General features: G+C 46.3%; 12 protein-coding genes and 1 pseudogene. 5 read left to right on the top strand and 8 right to left on the bottom strand.

The window, feature by feature from the left end; all coding sequences use genetic code 11:
* Positions 1-189: 189 nt before the first annotated feature.
* A complete protein-coding gene (locus H6F98_RS06465) occupies positions 190-1,410 on the bottom strand; it encodes an acetate kinase (protein WP_192217847.1) in 1,221 nt (406 codons plus the stop codon).
* Between the two features lie 295 nt (positions 1,411-1,705).
* Between H6F98_RS06465 and H6F98_RS06460 the strand changes: the two genes are divergently transcribed.
* A complete protein-coding gene (locus tag H6F98_RS06460) occupies positions 1,706-2,290 on the top strand; it encodes a hypothetical protein (protein ID WP_192217846.1) in 585 nt (194 codons plus the stop codon).
* 55 nt (positions 2,291-2,345) lie between these two features.
* Here the strand turns inward: H6F98_RS06460 and H6F98_RS06455 are convergent, their stop codons facing one another.
* Positions 2,346-4,829: a phosphoketolase gene (locus H6F98_RS06455; RefSeq protein ID WP_192217845.1), complete on the bottom strand. Its 2,484-nt coding sequence runs from the start codon at positions 4,827-4,829 to the stop codon at positions 2,346-2,348.
* A 450-nt stretch (positions 4,830-5,279) separates the two neighbouring features.
* On the opposite strand from H6F98_RS06455, the gene H6F98_RS06450 reads away from it, so the two are divergent.
* Positions 5,280-5,663, top strand: a complete 384-nt coding sequence (locus H6F98_RS06450; RefSeq protein ID WP_192217844.1) for a helix-turn-helix domain-containing protein — start codon at positions 5,280-5,282, stop codon at positions 5,661-5,663.
* A gap of 24 nt (positions 5,664-5,687) precedes the next feature.
* Here the strand turns inward: H6F98_RS06450 and H6F98_RS06445 are convergent, their stop codons facing one another.
* From H6F98_RS06445 to H6F98_RS06430, 4 genes are all read right to left on the bottom strand, one after another.
* Positions 5,688-6,977: a folylpolyglutamate synthase/dihydrofolate synthase family protein gene (locus H6F98_RS06445; protein ID WP_192217843.1), complete on the bottom strand. Its 1,290-nt coding sequence runs from the start codon at positions 6,975-6,977 to the stop codon at positions 5,688-5,690.
* 86 nt (positions 6,978-7,063) lie between these two features.
* Entirely contained in the window at positions 7,064-7,687 is a 624-nt protein-coding gene (locus H6F98_RS06440; RefSeq protein WP_192217842.1) for a PEP-CTERM sorting domain-containing protein, read from the bottom strand.
* 53 nt (positions 7,688-7,740) lie between these two features.
* The gene (locus tag H6F98_RS06435) at positions 7,741-8,220 is read right to left on the bottom strand and encodes an FxLYD domain-containing protein (RefSeq protein ID WP_192217841.1); all 480 of its coding nucleotides are present in this window, start codon (positions 8,218-8,220) and stop codon (positions 7,741-7,743) included.
* 24 nt (positions 8,221-8,244) lie between these two features.
* Complete coding sequence (locus tag H6F98_RS06430) at positions 8,245-9,912, bottom strand: NAD(P)/FAD-dependent oxidoreductase (protein ID WP_192217840.1); 1,668 nt, start codon at positions 9,910-9,912, stop codon at positions 8,245-8,247.
* 340 nt (positions 9,913-10,252) lie between these two features.
* Here H6F98_RS06430 and H6F98_RS06425 point away from each other — a divergent pair.
* Together H6F98_RS06425 and H6F98_RS06420 are read left to right on the top strand one after the other, a co-directional pair.
* Positions 10,253-10,633, top strand: a pseudogene (locus H6F98_RS06425) (AMIN domain-containing protein); the annotation flags it as partial.
* A gap of 465 nt (positions 10,634-11,098) precedes the next feature.
* A complete protein-coding gene (locus H6F98_RS06420; protein ID WP_242058413.1) occupies positions 11,099-11,932 on the top strand; it encodes a pentapeptide repeat-containing protein in 834 nt (277 codons plus the stop codon).
* A gap of 7 nt (positions 11,933-11,939) precedes the next feature.
* On the opposite strand, the gene H6F98_RS06415 is transcribed toward H6F98_RS06420, so the two are convergent.
* On the bottom strand, positions 11,940-12,620 hold the full coding sequence (locus H6F98_RS06415; protein ID WP_192217838.1) for a cation diffusion facilitator family transporter: 681 nt from the start codon (positions 12,618-12,620) through the stop codon (positions 11,940-11,942).
* 95 nt (positions 12,621-12,715) lie between these two features.
* Here H6F98_RS06415 and H6F98_RS06410 point away from each other — a divergent pair, with 95 nt between their 5' ends.
* Entirely contained in the window at positions 12,716-12,991 is a 276-nt protein-coding gene (locus H6F98_RS06410; protein WP_192217837.1) for a hypothetical protein, read from the top strand.
* Here H6F98_RS06410 and H6F98_RS06405 read toward each other — a convergent pair.
* A complete protein-coding gene (locus H6F98_RS06405; protein ID WP_192217836.1) occupies positions 12,972-14,189 on the bottom strand; it encodes an acetamidase/formamidase family protein in 1,218 nt (405 codons plus the stop codon). The two genes, H6F98_RS06410 and H6F98_RS06405, sit on opposite strands and share 20 nt — an antisense overlap.
* Positions 14,190-14,204: the final 15 nt, after the last annotated feature.

Raw genomic sequence — 14,204 nt, 5'->3', positions numbered from 1 at the left:
TTGGTATTTATTGAATATTTCAACCGAACCCTGGCTAAACCATTTGAGTGGAAGTACAAAGGCTACGCAAAGACCGTCTAGACTGGTGGGTTATTTCTGCCGCGCTGCACTAGTGTTCTTATACGAGCAATCAGCCATCAGTAGTTGACAGTTGACGGTTAACTGTCAACCAAAGTAACTAAATTTAAATTATCCCGCAAGCTCCTTTAACAACTGCCAGCATTCCTTTGCGATCGCCCAATCTTCTTCGGTATGTATAACCACGACAGGAATGGTGGAGTCGGTTGCGGCTATATCTTCATCTACAGGAGAGGCTTGATTTTTCGCTTGGTCAAGTTTTAGTCCGAGAAATCCAAAGCCTTCAACGGCAGCAGCGCGTACAGGTGCAGAATTTTCCCCAACGCCACCAGTGAAGATGAGAGCATCTAAGCCTCCAAGAGAAGCAAGCATTGCACCAATATGCGATCGCAAGCGATGGACATACACATCAAATGCTAGCTGTGCGCGGGAGTTTCCCTCTTCAATGGATTGCTTGATTTGGCGCATATCACCACTAACGCCAGAAAGTCCTTTTAACCCAGACTGCTTGTTGAGGATATTGTCCAACTGCTCAGCATCGTAACCTTGCCGCATCAGGTGAATCAGGATACTGGGGTCAACTGAACCAGAACGAGTACCCATCATCAACCCTTCTAAGGGTGTATAGCCCATTGTCGTGTCGATACACACACCATTACGGACGGCGGCTAGAGAGCAACCGTTACCTAAATGGCAGCTAATAATTCGGAGGGAGTCTAAGGGTTTACCTAGTAGTTGAGCGGCTCGTTGTACACAATATTGATGGCTAATTCCGTGAAATCCGTAGCGGCGAATCCCTTGCTCAAACCATGCATAAGGGCCAGGGTAAACGGCGGTTGAGAGCGGCAATTGGCTGTGGAAGGCTGTATCAAATACTGCCACTTGCGGCACTTGTGCCAATATTTGTTCAATCGCTTCAATTCCTTCTAGGTTAACTGGATTATGGGCGGGAGCAAGCTCTGCTAGCTGTTGGATGGCGGCTTTCACATCCGGTGTAACGAGTGTTGCCTCAGTGTATTCTTGTCCTCCGTGAACAATCCGATGTCCAACAATATCAATGTCACTCAGTTGAGTAATCACCTGAGTGCTACCGCGCCAGAGGGTATTGAGCATATAGGCGATCGCTTTTTGTCGCTCATCCACTGGTCGTTCTTCTTCCAAAGACGCACCTAGAGAGGTTTTCACCTCAAAAACAGCTACATCTGATTTCCCTGTCCAGTCGATTTTTGCCTCCCAAAGGGGTGCTATGGAAGCATCCGGAAGAGAATCATCCAACTGGTAAAGGCAACTCTTTTGGCTACTTGACCCCGCATTCAGCACCAAGATTTTCATTAAAATCCCTTGAATTCTTCTAACGCTTGTAAAGAGAGATTGAGCAGCAGGTTAAGGCTCCACTTTCAAGCATCAGGACAAGCTGCATTGTGATAGCTCCGTGAACAAATTGTTGCTCAACTTCGTCAATCTCATTATCGCGAGGCAAGAACCTGAGTTTGCCGCGCTATAAGTATTGAGCATCAAGGAATCTATCAACAATCGGCTAGGCAGTTGGCTTAGCTGTGAGTAATGTGCTGCTCCTTATAGTTCAATATCTTTTTTTCAACTGAGTAGATATATCGTTTGAAGGTAAATGATGAAACTTAAAACTATCTTACTAGGAACCGCATTAACAGGCGTTACTCTGTTCGCTTCATCCAATCTTGTACAGGCTCAAGTTTGCCCCAGAATTGTAGAAGTTCCTCCTGCAAAGCAAACCAGAATCATTCGTAATGATAGCTATGGTTATCGCTTTAACATCCCGCAGAACTACAGATCGATGGCATTTCGTAGCAATACAGTACTGATATTTGACCCTGGAACGTTTGAAGTGGCACAGTGCTACATAAGGACTAAAGCTCCTACCGAGCTTCCTTCTGGTATCTCTGTCTATGCAACACCCGTTAATCCTGGAAATCGTAGTGTAGCTACTCTGGTTAGACAAAACGACCCCACAATCGAGAAGGTTGAAAACACCAAAGTTGCCAACCAAACCGCTGTCTCTTACACGGTTAACGCTCTGGGATACCACAGAAGTGTTGCTTTCTTTACTCCCGACCGGAGATACATGATTACTGTCTCGGCTCCGTTTAATCTTGAACAGGGTCGTCCCACTACTATCTTTAATAAAGAGGTGTTTGATACGGTTCTCTCAAGCTTTACTTTTAGGCGTAGTTAATGCTTTTGTAAGGTGCGTTATTAACGCACCCTACTACTACTAGAAAAGGCTTACTCTACTTCTCAACAGGAGCGCCCGATCGCACAGTTCCCCCTTCATCAGCAGCATCCGTTGATTTAGTTTCACTGGGCGTTTCAGGTTGAGCGCCACCAGAGTGGGACCACTTCCAATCCCGAACATCTGGCAGATCATCGCCATACTGAGAGATGTAATGGACGTGTTCAACGAGCTTATCGCGGAGCATCTGTTTGACGTGCGCTCCGATATACTGAAGCCCTGGCACGCGATCAATCACATCCATGACTAGATGGAAGCGATCCATATCGTTCCGCACCACCATATCAAAAGGCGTGGTTGTCGTTCCCTCTTCTTTGTAACCCCGCACATGGAAGTTCTGGTGGTTTGTCCGGCGGTAGGTTAAGCGGTGAATCAGCCAGGGGTAGCCATGATAGGCAAAGATGACGGGCTTATCAGGTGTAAAGATTGAGTCAAAGTCTTTATCGTTTAGACCATGAGGATGTTCTGTCTCCGGCTGGAGTTTCATCAGGTCTACTACGTTTACGAATCGTACCTTCAACTGGGGGAAGTGCTGGCGCAGTAAGTCAACGGCAGCTAAAGTTTCCAGAGTAGGAACATCGCCTGCACACACCATGACTACATCAGGTTCACCTTCCTGGTCGTTGCTTGCCCACTCCCAAATACCGACACCTGCGGTGCAGTGTTTGACAGCAGAATCCATATCCAGGTACTGCAACGCGGGTTGTTTTCCGGCAACGATGACGTTGACATAGTGGCGGCTACGCAAACAGTGGTCGGTCACGGATAACAGCGTATTGGCATCGGGTGGTAGGTAAACCCGAATCACACTTGCCTTTTTGTTCACCACATGGTCAATAAAACCTGGGTCTTGGTGGCTGAAACCGTTGTGGTCTTGCCGCCAGACGTGGGAAGTCAGGAGGTAATTGAGCGAGGCGATAGGTCTACGCCAGGGAATGTGGCGGCAACTCTCTAGCCACTTGGCGTGTTGGTTGAACATCGAGTCAACGAGGTGGATAAATGCCTCATAACACGAGAAGAAGCCATGACGCCCTGTGAGTAAATAGCCTTCTAGCCATCCTTGACAGGTATGTTCGCTGAGGATTTCCATCACGCGACCGTCAGGAGAAAGGTGATCGTCGTAGGAGTAGGTGTCATCCATCCAGGTGCGATCGGTTGCTTCAAACACATCACCCCAACGGTTAGAAGCAGTTTCGTCGGGTCCGACAATCCGGAAGTTGCGGCTTTCCTGGTTTAACTTCATCACATCCCGCAGGAATTTACCGGAGACGCGGGTTGCTTCTGCATACGTTGTACCGGGCTTCGTCACATCGACGGCATAATCTTGGAAATCAGGCAGCTTCAATCCTCGAAGTAGGACACCTCCGTTGGCGTGGGGGTTATCACCCATGCGACGCTGCCCCTTGGGAGCGAGTTCGGCTAGTTCATCAATCAGCTTACCTGTTTCATCGAAGAGTTCTTCTGGCTTGTAGCTCTTCATCCACTCTTCGAGCATTGTGATGTGGTCAGGTTTGCTGGCGAGTTCTGCGAAGGGAACTTGATGCGATCGCCAAAACCCCTCGGTTTTCTTGCCATCCACTTCCTTGGGGCCTGTCCAACCTTTAGGCGATCGCAAAATAATCATCGGCCACTGAGGACGCTTGCTAAAGCCGTTGGTGCGGGCATCCTGCTGAATTGCTTTGATTTCCTCAATGGCAGTATCCAGCGTTTGAGCCATCAACTGGTGCATCGCTTCGGGATCGGAGCCTTCTACAAAGAAAGGCTTGTAACCGTAGCCAACAAACAAGCTTTCCAATTCCTCATGGCTAATTCGCGAAAGAATTGTCGGGTTCGCAATCTTGTAGCCATTCAGGTGCAGGATAGGCAATACAGCACCATCAGTGGCAGGGTTGAGGAATTTATTCGAGTGCCAAGCGGTAGCGAGTGGGCCAGTTTCCGCTTCCCCGTCTCCCACAACGCAACAAACTACCAAATCAGGGTTATCGAATGCAGCACCGTAAGCATGAGAAACGGCATAACCCAGTTCGCCACCTTCGTGAATCGAGCCAGGAGTTTCAGGGGCAACGTGGCTAGGAATTCCACGCGGAAAGGAGAACTGCTTAAACAGCTTCTGCATCCCCTCAGCATCTTGGGAAATATGAGGGAAGTACTCGCTGTAGCTACCCTCCAGGTAAGTGTTGGCGACTAATCCTGGGCCGCCATGTCCTGGCCCTGCAATGTAGATGGAATTTAGATCGTATTTTTTAATGATGCGGTTGAAGTGAACGTAGATGAAGTTAAGCCCCGGAGTCGTACCCCAATGTCCGAGTAGCCGAGGCTTAACGTGTTCTAGCGTCAGTGGTTCCTTCAGCAGTGGATTGTCAAGTAGATAGATTTGCCCGACGGAAAGGTAGTTAGCCGCACGCCAGTAGGCGTTCATTTTGCGTAATTCTTCTGCGGCAAGGGGTTTTGTTTCTACGGTAGGTGCGATCGCTTGAGTCATACTGAATTTCTGCCTTTTTCAATAAGTGCAATGTGTGAAGCAGTTAAGTGAGTCGTTTATGGATTCAGTGACAATCAACAAATGATGAATGACCTTTTGACTGATACAAAACCATGTGCTATTAGCAAAGCGCCTCCATTACCAGTACACCGACAAGCAATCTGTTCATCAGCAACCTCTCTAGCAAAAAGCAAATATTCTGTTAAGAATGTAGCTTTTAATTGCTGTACATCTTTCCTAATTGCATCCTACTAATCCCTGCTCTACTTAACAAGTCAGTTACTTCCTCAACCGTATAGTTACCAGAAGTAAAAAATTTAGGCACAGTCTTTCACTGAGTGTTTCCTTAAGATAAAGTTAAATCTCCAATTAATGAGCAACTTCTGATTAGAACTCATAGGAAGATAGTTGAGAATACAAATTGTAAACATCTGCATTTAGAGTGATCTCATGCTGGAGACGAGTGAGTGCTTGAAGGTAAAATGCCCGATTCAGTTTACATTAGACATCATTGGTAGTAAGTGGGCACTTCTGATTCTGCGAGAGCTTTTCACAGGAAATCGTCGTACCCATGAATTTCTCGAAGCTCTACCAGGGATTAGCACGAAAACACTCACAATAAGATTGAGAGAATTAGAAGCTTATGGCTTAGTTTCCCGCCACGTTTTTCCAGAAATTCCACCTCGTGTTGAGTATTCTCTAACCGAAAAAGGACAAGACCTTCAGCCAGTGATGGCAAGTCTGTATCAGGTAGGGCAACGGTGGCTACAGCGAGACGATTGTGAGTGTCCTCTAAATGTGAATGTTGCGACAAAATTGGAGCATTTAGCTTAAGAGTTTATGTGTTGAGCAATACATTCATCCATCAGACTCGATAGAATCTTTTCCAATATCCAAGCGATTTTGCTTCAAAAAATAACCAACAAGATAAAGGGAACCGCACAAGACAATTAAACGGTTTGAGGGTTCCGCCAAGTTTGAACTCGTTGCAGCTTGTAGCCCTGCCTCTAAGTTAGGAAAAGTGCGGCAATCCTGTAGTTCTGGGCAACGATCTTTAGCGACGATAGCGAGGGCATCTGGGTCGGCTGAACTGTGGTCGGGTACTGGCACTAGGTATAAGCGATCGCATGGGCGTAGGATTGCCTCGAAGATGTCAGCATGGTCTTTAGTCGAAAGAATGCCCATCACCCACGTAACTGGAGTATTTAGAGTATCAACATACTGACGCAGGGCAACGGCAGCAGCAGGATTGTGTGCCCCGTCAATGAGTAAGCGATGATTGCGCCAGTGAGTCCACTGAAGGCGTCCCTGCCAAGTGGCTTTTGCCATCCCAGAGGCAATTACATCGTCTGAAATCTTCCATCCTTGTGAACGGAGGATTTTTAGGGTAGCGATCGCAAGTGCTGAATTACTTAGCTGAATATCTCCCAGTAGTTGCAACGGGTACTTAATACCCTCATATTCTGCCCAACCTTCTTGAATCCGCTTAGCTGATTTTACCCAAACCGTAGGGCATTCTAATTCTTGTCTTCGCTGCTTTACAACTGCCTCAGCTTCTGCTGGAAATTGCCCGACGACAGCTGGACAACCTGCTTTGAGGATGCCTGCTTTCTCTCTTGCAATATCAGCTAAGGTAGGGCCAAGGTTTTGCCAGTGTTCCCGACTGAGGGACGTGATGATCGAGACAAGAGGGCGATCGCATACATTGGTGGCATCCAGCCGTCCCCCTAATCCCACTTCCACGACAGCGACATCAACCTGCTGATGTTGAAAATACAACCAAGCCGCTGCTGTAATGACTTCAAACTGAGTCGGTGAATCGTCACAGTCCTCTGGAATTGCCGCTTTAACCCGTAGCAGGAATTCTCGCAAAGCGTCAGTTGAAATTGGCTGTTCATTCAGACAAATTCGCTCATTCCAATCAATTAAATGCGGGGAAGTATAACGTCCAACTCGATAACCTGCCTCAGTTAGCACAGCAGAGAGGTAAGCACAAACAGAACCTTTGCCATTTGTCCCGGCTACATGAATTACTGGAACTGCATGGTGTGGATTGCCTAAATCTGCCAAAAGTTTAGTAATTCGCTCTAGTCCCAAATGCACACCAAAGCGTTGGAATGATTGAAGGATTTCGCCAATTTCTGCCATTAAGAAAATATTTACTGGAGGTTTAAACCAAAGAGTCGTTCAATCAGTATCTGAAATCTTGTATCAAAGTGCATTCAAAGCGGCTACTAAATCAATGGTGCCTTTCTCCTTAGCCGCGTTATCTGGGCATGATGAGAGAATGCGATCGCTCTATTCAATAACCAAGCAATACCCAGCAAACTCACTCCAAGAACGCCATCCGGCTCAGGAATCGAAGTAGAAGGCGAATCTAAAGAATACGTCACATTTCCTTCAAAGGAATCAAATGAATTAACTTGATAGCTAAACTGATTTCCAGCATTCAATAAAGTGGTGTCATCACCAAAAATAGAGAAAACGGAAAAATCATCAAGAGAATTATCAAAATCAGCAACTAGATAGTTCAATCCTACTAAATTACCATTATTGAACACAGCTATAGGGAAATTAGGGAAACTCAACTCATCAGTTTGAGTATAGGTTTCACCGAAAAAATCAAAGAGGATGAACAATCCCTCTGTGACTCCAACTGCCTCTACTCCGATTCCTGTTAAGGTTGAGTCATCGTAGTTGAAGGAACCCTCATAGGTATTGTTGGCTAATGAACCAGTGGTTATATCCACACGGAAGTCATAATTGATTACTGCTGCGTGTACAGAGTCAGGTTCTATTGCAGCGAAGCTCAAGGTTAATCCAGCGATCGCAAGCGCCAATTTTCTATAGGTATTCACGTTATCCTCCAGTATGACTCACGACCTTCTCCCATTCTTTCAACCTCTACTACTTACCTATCACTCCATTCGACATGAGTAATATTTACCTCAGCACCTGCTGAAATACTCCCTCCAAATGAGGCTGTTTTTCCCTGAGCAACTGTTGAGGGTTGAGCATAGATAAATCCATTATCAATCTGATTACCCTGCTCATCAATAACTTGATAATTGACTCTGACAAGATTCACTGTTTTACAAGTTCGATTGGTTACTTGACCTCTTAGTGAGTTGCCGTTATACCTCACATTAGTAATTGGTATTTCAGCATCGCCTGAAGTGCAAGCACTGCTAACATCTTCCGTTCCTGAAGGACATAAATCTTTTAGATCTATCCTTCTCCCATCAACTGTTTCCATATAACAAAGGGGAAGCTCAACCTCCGATATCGGTATAGCGAGAGAGATGGCGCTCCCTGATAAAGAAGGAATCAATACTATTGCTGGTAGAAGAAAAGGAAAATTTAACAGAAAAGATGAAACAGGTTTTGACATTTTGCCACCAACCTTAAAGTCTCCTTACCATTGCTGAATTGGCAACCGCTTGCTTTTGCTAAAACGCGCACGGCGATTTTTTAAAAGTCTAGTTTTCTGTTGGACAGCGTGAGCTTGTAGCCCTAAATCTTCCAAGATTTCTGCGGCAGCGGCTTCGCCCGTTTCGCAGCCACCTTCCATGTAACCTTGATACTCTAGGGAGCAGTGTTCACCAGCAAAAAATAGATTGCCCACGCGCTCACCTTCTACGCCGTACATCTGTGTCCATTGCCCTACTAAATAACAGGAGTATGAGCCACGACTGTATAGCTCTCCTGGCCAATACGCTCGTACAGCTTTACCCTGCAACTGGGTGGCACTAATGCCAGAGAAAATTTGTTCTAGTTGCGGCATTAGTCTTTGAACATGAAACTCTGGCGTTGCTGTTCCGAGGGTTATACCTTGCTGTCCTCCAGTGAAGTTAGTAATTAAGCCGTTTCCAGGGGTAAAGCGACTCTGACTAGTCTCCCAAGTATTTTGAAACCCTAAGTCTGTATAGACGTTGGCAGTGGAACTATAGCGGCTGCGCCAAACTTTTTCGGTATAGCCAGTTATCAATTTGGTGTTGGTGCCATAGCCTAACGTGTCAATGGCTAATCTTTTCGCTGGCGGTAAAGCCACATTGAGCGGAATTGAGCGTAGCACACTAAAGGGCAAGGTAAGCAAGATTCGTTCATACGTGCGATCGCTAGTACTACCTCCTGAACGTAATGCGACCTGGTAGCGACCATCAGGACTGTGGCTAAGTGACTCTAAAACGGTTTCGGTTCTAAGAGAATTTGCTAATAACTCCCCTAATCGACGGGGAACTTGGTCATTACCGCCAGCAATGTAGTAACGCTCATCACTGGTTCCGTAGATCTCAAATTCACCAGATTCAGTGCCGATTAAATAGATGAGATTCAGACAGGACTGTTCTTCTGCCTCTCGACCATACTCTCCCGTATAAGCAACCTGGATTATTTGCCGCATGGTCGCGGTAGTCGGGATACGCTCTAAATACTCTGTAATTGAGAGATTATCTAAAGCGGCAGTAGCTGGATCAGGTGTTGCGTAGCTCTCAAAATTCTCAATCGCTACTAAATCGGCATCAATTTGTTCAGCAACAGGCGCAAAGTCATTGATAATTTCCTCGATGGGAACTTTGCGTCCTCCAAAGAAGTACGTTTCTTGTATCAACCCCTGCTCAGCCGCTAGCAGGTCAACGATATTAAAGCCAAGTTCCTCAGCTAGCCCTCGCAAGCAAGTATGGTCTGTATCAATGAATTCTCCCCCCAGTTCTGCGGTAATCTGGGTGCCAGCCGCTTTGGGTAAACTCCGAATCCGACCACCCACCTGCTTTCTGGCTTCAATGATATCTACAGGAACACCAGCTTGTTTCAGGCGATAGGCAGCCGTTAGTCCAGCAATGCCTGCACCCACTACTAGGACTGGAGAGGCTCCCGATTGAGCAACAGCAGTTTGGTTATCCCGCCTAAATGTCGTAGCAGCAGCAGCTCCCGCTAAAGCTAAACCACCTTGTAACAGGCGGCGACGAGAGAGTTTTTCATTAAGACGACTAATTACCTCGGTTGGAGGAATACCACTTTTTCTTGAAATCTGAGTAATTCTATAGGCTTGACGTAGAGCTTTGAGCAGGGGCGACCTTGCCATTTTCTATGTACCGTAGCGAGGTGGGGTAGCAAGCTAGTCCATTTTGATGAATTTTACAAGGTTCTAGGGCATTGTTATCTTTATAAATTCTGTAGTATCACCACGTTAAGTAGGCGATCGCTATGTCTCAGTTCAAAAAAATGAGAAATTTTTCCGATTGAAGGCTAATCCTGTTGAGATTTTAGATAATTGAGCTTCATTTCAGTTCCTGTACTAGTTAGAGGCACCTTGTTATGCCATACGCTGCAAACGCTAAGGTGCAACAGGTGTGGGACAATCTAAAATTCCTGCATCAAGCGATTGATTGCGTAACATTAGCCTAGTTTGAGGAAGTTTGACTGTGAGACTGCAGTGGTTATTACCCAGTTTTTTGGGCTTTTTTCTGTTTTTATCTCCTGCTGAAGCGGCGAGACTGCTAACTTGGCGTTTTGACGCTGATCAGAATCGGCTAAGCTTTACGACAGACCAGGGGGTTCAACCTAAAGCACAGCTAATTGTTAATCCCACTCGTTTAGTGATTGATTTGCCTGGTATCAGCCTGGGACGCCCAAAAATCGAGCAGCCAGTGGGCGGGGCAATCCGTTCTGTGCGAGTGGGGCAATTTGACGAACAAACGACTCGCTTGGTAGTTGAATTAAACCCTGGCTATACAATCGATCCCCAACAAGTAAAGTTCCGGGGAATCTCTCCTACTCAATGGACGGTACAGTTACCGAGTCCGGAACAAACAGCGCAGTTGCCTGATACATCATCCCTGCTGATTCAGAACCAAATGGCTCAGGCGATCGCAAATGGCATTCTAGAGTACATTCATCAAAACCTCTGATGCTAATCAGGCACTTGGGGTTGTAGAAGCGATCGCCAAGTGCCCGTACTCTACTTAAGTATCTAGTCGTTTTTTTCAAAGACTTAATAAAGACAGTTTACTTTACTTTACATTTTTTAAAAGACCAGCCAAGATATATCTAGATACCTTGCAAGTATTTTTCATTACCTAAATCTCAGTCCTCATCTGCGTAAATTAACTGAATAAAGTGAGATTGCGGCGATTGAGCCTAAGCTCAATCGCGACAGAGATACGTCTTTCATTAATCCCACTAACTACTTCGTACAGCCTCGCTGCATCTACTTTACCTCGCTGAACGTTGTAGAGCGTCTAAGCCTCATTTAGGTGGCGCTAGTTTTTTTGAAAACAATTAAACTGCCAAAAATCTCAAACGCAAATATGGATGCCTCAGAACTCCTAGAGCGTTATCAAGCAGGAGAAAGAAATTTTCGTAACGCTCAATTGACTTGTGCCGACTTGAACGATGCCAATCTGTTGGGTGTCAATTTTAATGGTGCCGACCTCAGTGGTGCTAGCTTAATTGATGCCGACCTCAGTGGTACCGACCTCAGTGGTGCGAACCTGTTTGGTGCCGACCTGTTGAGTACCGAGTTGTTAAATGCTGACCTAAGTTATGCCAACTTGAGCGGTGCCGAGATGTTGGGTGCTTCCTTAAGTGATGCTGACCTACGTGGTGCTGTTTTGTTGAATGCCAACTTGAGGTATGCCAACCTGAGCGATGTCTGTTTGAGTCGTGCAAATCTAAGTTTTGCCAACCTATTGGGGGCAAATCTATTTGGGGCAAACCTCTTAGGTGCTGACCTGAGTTATACCAACTTGTTTGGTGCCGACCTGTTTGGGGCAAACCTGCTTGGTGCCGACCTAAGTTATGCGAATTTGTTTGGGACTAACCTGAGTTATGCGAATTTGCTTGGTGCCAACATCTATTATCCGACGAGTTTACTTGCTGCCAACTTGAGCGGGGCAAACCTGAGTAGTACCAACCTGAACGGTGCCGACCTAAGTACAGCGACATTGACTGAAGCTAAATTAGTTGATATGTACTTGCAGCAAGAAAATTTGCAGCCGTCTAACTTATACCATGCTAAGTTAAGCCGCTTGCTCAATGCTCTTTCAAGTCGGAAATTATCCGATGGCGATCTAAGCCACCGATTACATGAACCAGACGTTTAGCCGCTTATTAACATTCAGAAGACTTAGCCAAGAGAGTGTTGAGGCTCTGGATGATTAAGGGAGTTGCACTAATAATAATCAGCCCTGACACTAATAGGCTAATCACCCCATCTGCCCAGATCCAGTTCAGTGCCCAAACTGCGATCGCGGCAATAATCACACCCACTGAACTTGCCGCATCAGCAAGGACATGGAGAAATGCACCTCTAAGATTGAGGTCGTTGTGGCTGTCTTTGTGCAGCAGGAAAATATTGATACTATTAACCCCAAAACCGACGCTAGCCGTCGCTAACATAGGCAGACTGAGAATTTCAACTGGGGGAGACTGTAGGCGTTCAACCGCTTCCCAGCCAACCCATACTGCAATAACTACCAGTCCCACCCCATTGACCAGTGCTGCCAGTACCTCAAACCAATGGTTTCCGGATTCTAAATTACTGGATCGACGCCTCTGAGAGAGCCAGGTCGCTAGCAGGGCTAAAATTAGGGCGAAACAATCCGATGCCATGTGTCCCGAATCAGCCAAGAGTGCAAGACTGTGGCTAAATAGCCCTACTGCTAGCTCTGCTAGGGCAAAGCTACAAATGAGAACTAGAACTGTAACCAGTAACCTCACCTTATTTGTGGTCTGAGATGGCTGACTAATAGAGGTTGTGTGATGAGTACAGGAGGCAGAATGTTGATGCATGGACATTAAATGAGAGCGTGGAACTCAATCAAGGGTGATCTTACTGTGAGGACTAAACCCCGCAATTGGCGAAGAATATAGCGTTTTTCCAGTCGATGAAGTACAAATTGCTTGTAAGGGCGCACCGCCGTGCGCCCTTATGCTGTACTGAATCGAAAACGGCTGTAAATAAACATAGCTTAGGAATAATAGGTAATGGACTGTTTGCGATCTGCCTTTGGTGGTGCCGAAAAGCGCGATCGCCAACTGTCTATGTATCCCTTCTCCAAAACTGTGTTATTGCCAAACTGCTATTTGGTTATGACTTTACAGCGTGTAGAGATGTTTCAGGTAACTCTCTACAACGACCCATCAAAGCTCAAGGTCTTTGAGCAAGTCTTTGGAAATTACCCCATGAATGCCTTTAACAATATCCACCACCTGGGAAACTTCAAAGTCAATTGCTGCACTTCCTAGGAGTAGGGCATCTGCTTTCGTCATTCCGTACTTCTCTTCAATAATTCGCAGGGACTCCCGCACCGACTTCTTCATCGCTTCGTCCAAGTCCTTATCTAGTCCAATCGCTAGCCATGCATCCGGTGTTTCAGCCATTGGTGTATCTAGTTTCATGTCCTTATGGACAACTAGCTCAAATGTCGGAGTCAGGGAGCATTCAATCGCTGTCAAAGCGACTTCCCCATTGCCTTGAGCGCAGTGAGGGTCACCGGAGTAAAATAGCGCCCCTGGTACTTGAACAGGCAAGTAGAGGCTGGTGCCTTCTCCAATGTGCTTGATGTCAATGTTTCCACCATAAATTCCAGGTGGTACGGAGTTGACTGCATCTTCCCGGTTAGCCGGAACTACTCCCATAAGTCCCATAAACGGCTTCAGGGGAATTTCTACATTCGGTCGTCCATTGGAAGGGCGAAATAAGCCTATTTCACGCTCTGCATCAATAGGAATTACTTTTGTGTAGATAGGAGCATCATTTTCTGGGTACTCACCGGGTAGTGAACCTCTGTTGTGACGGTTAGAAATTACGCCATAGGGTGCCCGATAGTCAATTTTAAGGGTCTTGATTTCCAGGACATCTCCAGGTTCAGCACCTTCTACAAAGATTGGACCTGTAATAACGTGGGGTCCTGGTCCAGTTTTTTCTACCTTAGCCTTGACAGTAAGCTGGTCAGGCAGGATTTTCTCTTTAGTAATCCCCGCTTTTGTGAAAAACTCGGTGGTGTCTCCTTGATCGGCAAGGATGCCTTCGTGGGAAATCGTCTGCATGACGATGCGATCGCCTGATTTCACGCTCAAAATTGGCTTGCTATCCGGCTTGAATAGCTCCCCCCAGATCACATTTTCAGTTGTAGACATCACCGTATGAGTTGCTGCTGTTGCCCCGACAACAGGTGACAAGGTGCCGACCAAACCCCAAAGCAGGACAACTCCAGCCGTTGTTCCGGCTATCCAAGGCCAGTGACGCGGTAAAAAAGACTTCAAAGATTTCGCAATCGTCTGCCCTAGACTTTTTACCACTACTACACCTCTATGCCAATGGCGATACGCCAATCCTGACCACTTTGGCTTTTTCATCGTATTTCTGTTCTC

The sequence above is a fragment of the Microcoleus sp. FACHB-SPT15 genome (assembly GCF_014849525.1).
GTDB lineage: Bacteria > Cyanobacteriota > Cyanobacteriia > Cyanobacteriales > Coleofasciculaceae > Symplocastrum > Symplocastrum torsivum.
Note: the sequence above shows the minus strand (reverse complement) of the source record. Positions and strands in the feature narration are given on the sequence as shown.

Bases quoted from the DNA above. Each gene is read 5' to 3' on its own strand.
- H6F98_RS06465 (WP_192217847.1), bottom strand. From the start codon at position 1,410: ATGAAAATCTTGGTGCTGAATGCGGGGTCAAGTAGCCAAAAGAGTTGC.
- H6F98_RS06460 (WP_192217846.1), top strand. From the start codon at position 1,706: ATGATGAAACTTAAAACTATCTTACTAGGAACCGCATTAACAGGCGTT.
- H6F98_RS06455 (WP_192217845.1), bottom strand. From the start codon at position 4,829: ATGACTCAAGCGATCGCACCTACCGTAGAAACAAAACCCCTTGCCGCA.
- H6F98_RS06450 (WP_192217844.1), top strand. From the start codon at position 5,280: ATGCTGGAGACGAGTGAGTGCTTGAAGGTAAAATGCCCGATTCAGTTT.
- H6F98_RS06445 (WP_192217843.1), bottom strand. From the start codon at position 6,977: ATGGCAGAAATTGGCGAAATCCTTCAATCATTCCAACGCTTTGGTGTG.
- H6F98_RS06435 (WP_192217841.1), bottom strand. From the start codon at position 8,220: ATGTCAAAACCTGTTTCATCTTTTCTGTTAAATTTTCCTTTTCTTCTA.
- H6F98_RS06430 (WP_192217840.1), bottom strand. From the start codon at position 9,912: ATGGCAAGGTCGCCCCTGCTCAAAGCTCTACGTCAAGCCTATAGAATT.
- H6F98_RS06415 (WP_192217838.1), bottom strand. From the start codon at position 12,620: ATGCATCAACATTCTGCCTCCTGTACTCATCACACAACCTCTATTAGT.
- H6F98_RS06410 (WP_192217837.1), top strand. From the start codon at position 12,716: ATGAAGTACAAATTGCTTGTAAGGGCGCACCGCCGTGCGCCCTTATGC.
- H6F98_RS06405 (WP_192217836.1), bottom strand. From the start codon at position 14,189: ATGAAAAAGCCAAAGTGGTCAGGATTGGCGTATCGCCATTGGCATAGA.